General features: G+C 54.7%; 2 protein-coding genes. One reads left to right on the plus strand and one right to left on the minus strand.

Annotation, left to right across the window (positions count from 1 at the left end; all coding sequences use genetic code 11):
- A partial coding sequence (locus tag VZ95_RS20835) for a hypothetical protein (protein ID WP_045777573.1) occupies positions 1–336 on the minus strand: 336 nt, incomplete at its 3' end.
- Between the two features lie 225 nt (positions 337–561).
- Between VZ95_RS20835 and VZ95_RS23665 the strand changes: the two genes are divergently transcribed.
- A complete protein-coding gene (locus tag VZ95_RS23665; protein ID WP_084627685.1) occupies positions 562–825 on the plus strand; it encodes a sulfurtransferase TusA family protein in 264 nt (87 codons plus the stop codon).
- Positions 826–849 lie beyond the last annotated feature (24 nt).

Consider the following 849-nt stretch of genomic DNA (forward strand, 5'->3'; position numbering starts at 1 on the left):
TGCGCCGATCCAGGCTTTCTCCAGATACGGCAGCAGCGAGCCTAAGCGCGCGTCGGTCAGCGTATTATCGCTGATAAACAGCCGGTGCGTGCGCACCTCGTTGAAATATTCGGGGAAGTCGGCGGCATTGAGCGTGGTGCCGACAATATTCGGCACCCCCGGATCATCGACATAGGCTTTACATTCGATCCCCGACCCATCGGGGACAAATTGCCACAGGCTGCACCGCGAGATTTGCAGCATCTCGCTTGCGGTCAAGAGAACGTCGTTCAGGCATGAATCAAGGTCGGGCTGCGACCGAACCGGGCGCGCTCCAATATCTGCCAGGACCGTCATCTGACGCCGAATACGGCGCTCATAAGGTTGGGTCGGAAGGGAAATGCTTTTTGGCACGGGGGGTTAGCAAATCCAGATTGGAGGTAGGAGCGGCTGCATGCTAGAGATACCGTCTCAAGCTACCGTCATACAGCCCAATCACCAACGGTATTTTCGGAAGATTAATAATTTCGTAAGATTACAATGGCAGTCCTAAGAGCAACGTTCAAGGAATCGCCTGAAATCGTGAGCCGATTTTTAGATCAACGCATTACTCTTGATTGTACTGGGCTGCGCTGCCCTTTACCAATCCTGCGCTTTCGCAAAGCAATGCAAACGATTGTTGCAGGCCAACAAATCGCTCTGCTTTCCGACGATCCCAATACCCACCGGGATTTTGCGGATTTTTGCGCAGCGGCGGGACATCGACTGCTCGACGTAACCGAGGAGAAGACCGGGTGGCGCTTTTTAGTGGAAGCGGGTTGCGCTGCCGAAACGGGCGAGGAATAGTCTTCTTGCGCCCTGAGGGAGGGA

Origin of the sequence: Elstera litoralis, from assembly GCF_000963705.1 — a bacterium.
Lineage (GTDB): Bacteria > Pseudomonadota > Alphaproteobacteria > Elsterales > Elsteraceae > Elstera > Elstera litoralis.